The organism is Marichromatium sp. AB32, assembly GCF_003718675.1.
Taxonomy (GTDB): Bacteria; Pseudomonadota; Gammaproteobacteria; order Chromatiales; family Chromatiaceae; genus Marichromatium; species Marichromatium gracile.
The window spans coordinates 1-5,727 of record NZ_RHFJ01000100.1 but is presented as its reverse complement, the minus strand read 5'-3'; the positions used below and the strand labels follow the sequence as shown (position 1 = coordinate 5,727).

Below are 5,727 nucleotides of genomic sequence, written 5' to 3'. Positions count from 1 at the left end.
CGCAGCGCTCGATCTCCTCGCGCCACCAGTCGAGCTTGGCCGCCCCGATCCGCGCCTCGGAGACCGCGCCGGGGATGGCGCGCAGCCGCGCGTGCCACAGCACCAGCAGCGCCAGGGCATCGCGACGCGTCGCCGGGGCGAAGCGCAGGGCGTAGTAGCGGGCACTGCCGAGCGGGGTGGCGTCGTTGGGGAAGCGCCACGCGGTCTCTGCGATGGTCACGCTCATGTCGGGGTTTCGGGCAGCCAGTCGAGCAGCGCGAGCGGGTGATCGATGGCGCCGTGCGCGCCCCAGCCGTCGGGGTCGTCGTGTGCCCCGAGATAGCCGAACAGGGCGACCAGGGTGCCCATGCCGGCGGCGCGCCCGGCCTGGATGTCGCGCTCGGCGTCACCGAGGTACCAGCAGCGCTCGGGGTCGACCCCGAGCAGCTCGCAGGCGTGGAACAGGGGGCGCGGGTGCGGCTTGGGCGTGGGCGTGGTGTCGCCGCAGACCACGCAGGCGGCGCGCTCGGCATAGCCGATGCATTCGAGCAGCGGCCGGGTGAGATAGCCCGGCTTGTTGGTGACGATCCCCCAGGGGATGGCGCGCGCCTCCAGGGCGCTGACCAGCTCGGCCATCCCCGGGAAGGGTGCGGTGTCGCGCACCAGCGCCTCGGCATAGCGATCGAGGAAGGCGCGGCGCATCGGCTCGTAGTCGCTGTCCCCGGGGCGCAGCCCGAAGCCGACCTCGAGCATGCCGCGCCCGCCGTGCGAGACGAAGGGGCGGATCTCGGCGAGCGGCAGCGGCGCCCGGTCGTGGGCCGCGCGCAGTCGGTTGAGCGCGGCGGCCATGTCCGGGGCAGTGTCGGCGAAGGTGCCGTCGAGGTCGAACAGTACCGCTGCGTCGCGCACCGGCTCAGGCATCGGCGTCGTCGCGCACGCAGCTCACCAGATAGTTGACGCTGAGGTCGCTGGCGTCGAGCTGGTAGGTCTTGGTCAGCGGGTTGTAGGTCATGCCGCTGAGGTCGGTGGTGCGCAGCGCGGTGCGGCGCACCCAGGCGTCGAGTTCGGAGGGGCGGATGAAGCGCGAATAATCGTGGGTGCCGCGCGGCAGCATGCCCATCACGTACTCGGCGCCGACGATCGCCAGCAGATAGGCCTTGGGGGTGCGGTTGAGGGTGGAGAAGAACACCTTGCCGCCGGGGCGTACCAGCCGCGCGCAGGCATCGATCACCGAGGCCGGCTCGGGGACGTGTTCGAGCATCTCCATGCAGGTGACCACATCGAAGCTCGCCGGGCGCTCGGCGGCCAGGGTCTCGACCGGCACCTGGCGGTAGTCGACCTCGACCCCGGTCTCGAGGGTGTGGAGGTCGGCCACGCGCAGCGGCATTGCGCCCATGTCGATGCCGGTGACCTTGGCGCCGCGCAGCGCCATGCTCTCGGAGAGGATGCCGCCGCCGCAGCCGACGTCGAGCACCTCCTTGCCCGCCAGCCCGTCGGCGCCGCGCTCGATGTAGTCGAGACGCAGCGGGTTGATGTCGTGCAGGGGCTTGAACTCGCTGTCGGGATCCCACCAGCGCGAGGCGAGCTCCTCGAACTTGCTGATCTCGGCTTGGTCGACGTTATGAATGGTATCGGTCATGGTCTTTATCTGGTCCCGGGGTTGGGTGAGACGCACGCGCGTCTCCGGCGTTCGATCGATCTCCATTCTAAACGACACGACCGCGATCTGGCCGATCGCGGTGGTGACGCCCGGTGGCGTCGGGTGTCTTTTTGTTTCCAAAGGCGCGACGCGCGGCCCGATCATCCGTTAAACTAACCCGTTTTGCATTGCCCGGAATAATCATCATGTTCGATACCAAGTTGCAGATCAGTGATTACGACCCAGCGCTCTGGGCTGCTATCCAGGACGAGGAGCGTCGCCAGGAAGAGCACGTCGAGCTCATCGCCTCGGAAAACTACACCAGCCCGCTGGTGATGCAGGCGCAGGGTGGTGTGCTGACCAACAAGTATGCCGAAGGCTATCCGGGCAAGCGCTACTACGGCGGCTGCGAGCATGTCGACGTGGTCGAGCAACTGGCCATCGATCGCGCCAAGGCGCTGTTCGGCGCCGATTACGCCAACGTCCAGCCGCACTCGGGCTCGCAGGCCAATGCCGCGGTCTTCCAGGCGCTGTGCCAGCCCGGTGATACCGTGCTGGGGATGAGCCTCGCCCACGGCGGTCACCTCACCCACGGCGCCAAGCCGAACTTCTCGGGCAAGATCTACAACGCGGTGCAGTACGGTCTCGATCCGGCCACCGGCGAGATCGACTACGCCGAGGTCGAGCGTCTGGCCCAGGAGCACAAGCCGCGGATGATCATCGCCGGCTTCTCGGCCTATTCGCGCGTGGTCGACTGGCAGCGTTTCCGCGACATCGCCGATGCCGTCGGCGCCTATCTGATGGTCGACATGGCCCATGTGGCCGGTCTGATCGCCGCCGGCGTCTACCCGAGCCCGGTCGGCATCGCCGACGTCACCACCACCACCACCCACAAGACCCTGCGTGGTCCGCGTGGCGGCCTGATCCTCGCCAAGTCCAACCCCGAGATCGAGAAGAAGCTTAACTCGGTGGTCTTCCCGGGCACCCAGGGCGGTCCGCTGATGCACGTGATCGCGGGCAAGGCGGTGGCCTTCAAGGAGGCGCTCGAGCCGGCCTTCAAGACCTATCAGCAGCAGGTCGTCGACAACGCCCGCGCCATGGCCGAGGTGTTCATCGCGCGTGGCTTCGACGTCGTCTCCGGCGGCACCGACGACCACCTCTTCCTGGTCAGCTTCATCGCCCAGGGGCTCACCGGCAAGGACGTCGACGCCTGGCTCGGCGCGGCCAACATCACCGTCAACAAGAACGCCGTGCCCAACGACCCGCAGTCGCCCTTCGTCACCAGCGGGATCCGCGTCGGCACCCCGGCGATCACCACCCGTGGCTTCGGCGTCGCCGAGGCCCGTGATCTCGCCGGCTGGATGTGCGACCTGATCGACGCTCGTGGCGATCAGGCCGCGATCGAGGCGGCCAAGGGCAAGGTGGTGGAGCTGTGTCGCCGCTTCCCGGTCTACGGTTGCTGATGGCGGTGCGCGGGGCGTCGCAGGGCGTCCCGGCGCGCGCCGATCGAGACGCCGGCCCCGCGCCGGCGTCGGAGGGCTAGAGCGTGCGCTGTCCATTCTGTGGTGCCCATGACACCAAGGTCGTCGACTCACGACTGTTCGACGAGGGTGATCAGGTGCGCCGGCGGCGCAAGTGTGTGGTGTGCGAGGAGCGCTTCACCACCTACGAGCGCGCCGAACTCAACCTGCCCCGGATCGTCAAGCGCGACGGTACCCGGGTCCCGTTCGATCCCGATAAGCTGCGCTCGGGGATGATGCGGGCGCTGGAGAAGCGCCCGGTCGGTACCGCCGAGATCGAGGCCGCGCTCTCGCGCATCCGTCGCACCCTGATGTCCTGTGGCGAGAGCGAGGTCGACTCGATGCGTCTCGGTGATCTGGTGATGGACGAGCTGCGTGGGCTCGATCAGGTCGCCTACGTGCGTTTCGCCTCGGTCTATCGCAAGTTCGAGGACGTGGCCGCCTTCCGCGCCGAGATCGAACGGCTCGAGCGCGAGCCGGTCGGCGCGACGGTGGCAGCGGATGACGATGATGGCGACACCGACTGAGGTCACGCCTACGGATCAGGCCTGGATGGCGCACGCGCTGCGTCTGGCCGAGCAGGGACGCTACAGCACCGCGCCCAACCCGCGCGTCGGCTGCGTCATCGTGCGCGACGGGGTGCTGGTCGGCGAGGGCTGGCACCGACGCGCCGGCGGTCCGCACGCCGAGCGCCACGCCCTGGCCGCAGCCGCCGAGCGTGCCCGCGGCGCCACCGTCTATGTCACCCTCGAGCCCTGCAGCCATCACGGTCGTACCCCGCCGTGCGCCGATGCGCTGGTCGAGGCGGGCGTCGGTCGGGTGGTCTGCGCCATGGTCGATCCCAACCCCCGGGTCGCGGGGCGCGGCATCGCCCGGCTCGAGGCCGCCGGCATCGCCACCCTGGTCGGGGTGCAGGCCGCCGCCGCCGAGGCGCTCAACCCGGGGTTCGTGCAGCGGATGCGCGCGGGTCGTCCACTGGTGCGCTGCAAGCTCGCCGCGAGCCTCGATGGCCGGACCGCGATGGCCGACGGCGAGAGCCGCTGGATCACCTCCGAGCAGGCGCGCGCCGACGTGCAGCGGCTGCGTGCGGGCAGCGGCGCGATCATCACCGGGGTCGAGACCCTGCTCGCCGACGATCCCAGCCTCAACGTCCGGCTCGCCCCCGAGGCGCTGCCCGGGCTGATGCCCGGCGATCCGGTGCTGCAGCCGCTGCGGGTGGTGCTCGACAGCCGCTGGCGCACGCCGCCGACGGCGCGGATGCTGGGGCTGCCCGGCACCACCCTGGTGGTCGGCGCGACGCCCGACCCCGAGCGCGAGCGCGCGCTCGTTGCCGCCGGCGCCGAGACGCTGGTCTGCGGCGGTGCCGACGGGCGCGTCGATCTCGCCGCGCTGCTCGCCGAGCTGGGACGACGCGAGGTCAACGAGGCGCTGATCGAGAGCGGTCCGACCCTGGCCGGGGCGGCGCTCGCCGCCGGGCTGGTCGATGAGCTGGTGGTCTATCTCGCCCCGCACCTGATGGGTGACTGCGCCCGCGGGCTGGCGCGCCTGCCCGGTGTCGAGCAGATGGCCGATCGGCTCGCGCTGGCCTTCGTCGATGTCCGTCGCATCGGCCCCGATCTGCGCCTGTTGCTGCGCCCGTCGGCGCGCTAGCGTCGGCGTCGGTGGCGCCTCGTCCCCCGAGTCAACCTCGACGCCGTCGCGCGTCATCGCTGAGGAGTCCGTCATGTTCACCGGAATCATCCAGGCCGTCGGGCGTATCGCGCGCCAGGAGCCGCGCGGCGGCGATGTCAGGCTGCATATCGATACCGCCGATCTCGATCTCTCCACGACCGCGCTCGGCGACAGCATCGCGGTCAACGGTGTCTGTCTGACCGCAGTCGAGCTGGGGGCCGCGCGTTTTGCCGCCGATGTCTCGCGCGAGACCCTGTCGCTGACCACCCTGGGTGCGCTGGGGCAGGGCGGCGCGGTCAATCTGGAGCGCGCGCTCACCCTCTCGACCCCGCTCGGCGGTCATCTGGTCAGCGGTCATGTCGACGGCCTGGGCGAGGTGCTGGAGGTCGGCGCCGACGGCCGCTCGACCCGGCTGCGCATCCGCGCCCCGGACGCGCTGGCGCGCTATATCGCGCCCAAGGGCTCGATCTGCATCGACGGCACCAGCCTCACCGTCAATCGTGTCGAGGGCGCGGTGTTCGAACTCAACATCGTCCCCCACACCCTGGAGGAGACCATCATCGGCGGCTATCGCGCCGGCAGCCGGGTCAACCTCGAGGTCGACCTGATCGCCCGCTATCTCGAACGCCTGGTGCTCGGCGAACAGGCCGCCGCACCCGAGGGCGAGGGCGAGCGCATCACCCGCGACTTCCTCAGTCGTCACGGGTTCGGCTGAGACCGCCTTCGCCAGCTTTCAGCCGCCAGCCGCCAGCCGCCAGCCGCCAGCGGATTGAACCGCAAAGCCGCCAAGGGCGCGAAGGGGAGAAGAGCTGCCAGCGATCAGCCTCCAGCCGCCAGTGGCCGCCTGTCTTCGAGTGTTGGTCGAAAACGTACGCCAACCGGTCGCTGACAGTGAATGGTGAGTGGCGCTATCGAGAT

At 70.0% G+C, this 5,727-nt stretch carries 7 protein-coding genes; 4 read left to right on the top strand and 3 right to left on the bottom strand.

Features of this window, described 5'->3' with window-relative positions; genetic code table 11:
• The 3 genes from EBL85_RS16395 to ubiG all read right to left on the bottom strand — a co-directional run.
• Positions 1 to 226 (bottom strand): squalene/phytoene synthase family protein (locus EBL85_RS16395; protein WP_190288114.1); only part of this gene is annotated, 226 nt, incomplete at its 3' end.
• Entirely contained in the window at positions 223 to 900 is a 678-nt protein-coding gene (locus EBL85_RS16390; protein ID WP_123143464.1) for an HAD family hydrolase, read from the bottom strand. The genes EBL85_RS16395 and EBL85_RS16390, both read right to left, overlap by 4 nt.
• Complete coding sequence (gene ubiG, locus EBL85_RS16385; protein WP_123140398.1) at positions 893 to 1,618, bottom strand: bifunctional 2-polyprenyl-6-hydroxyphenol methylase/3-demethylubiquinol 3-O-methyltransferase UbiG; 726 nt, start codon at positions 1,616 to 1,618, stop codon at positions 893 to 895. The genes EBL85_RS16390 and ubiG overlap by 8 nt, the downstream gene beginning before the upstream one ends.
• A gap of 206 nt (positions 1,619 to 1,824) precedes the next feature.
• Here ubiG and glyA point away from each other — a divergent pair, with 206 nt between their 5' ends.
• The 4 genes from glyA (at position 1,825) to EBL85_RS16365 (ending at position 5,524) form a co-directional block, all read left to right on the top strand.
• Positions 1,825 to 3,081: a serine hydroxymethyltransferase gene (gene glyA, locus EBL85_RS16380; RefSeq protein ID WP_123140397.1), complete on the top strand. Its 1,257-nt coding sequence runs from the start codon at positions 1,825 to 1,827 to the stop codon at positions 3,079 to 3,081.
• 83 nt (positions 3,082 to 3,164) lie between these two features.
• Positions 3,165 to 3,665 carry a transcriptional regulator NrdR gene (nrdR, locus tag EBL85_RS16375; protein WP_123140396.1) on the top strand — a complete coding sequence of 167 codons (501 nt, stop codon included), beginning with the start codon at positions 3,165 to 3,167 and terminating at the stop codon, positions 3,663 to 3,665.
• 25 nt (positions 3,666 to 3,690) lie between these two features.
• A complete protein-coding gene (ribD, locus tag EBL85_RS16370) occupies positions 3,691 to 4,788 on the top strand; it encodes a bifunctional diaminohydroxyphosphoribosylaminopyrimidine deaminase/5-amino-6-(5-phosphoribosylamino)uracil reductase RibD (RefSeq protein ID WP_123140395.1) in 1,098 nt (365 codons plus the stop codon).
• A 73-nt stretch (positions 4,789 to 4,861) separates the two neighbouring features.
• Positions 4,862 to 5,524 (top strand): riboflavin synthase, encoded by a 663-nt coding sequence (locus EBL85_RS16365; protein ID WP_123140394.1) that lies wholly within the window; start codon positions 4,862 to 4,864, stop codon positions 5,522 to 5,524.
• The last annotated feature ends 203 nt before the right edge of the window (positions 5,525 to 5,727 follow it).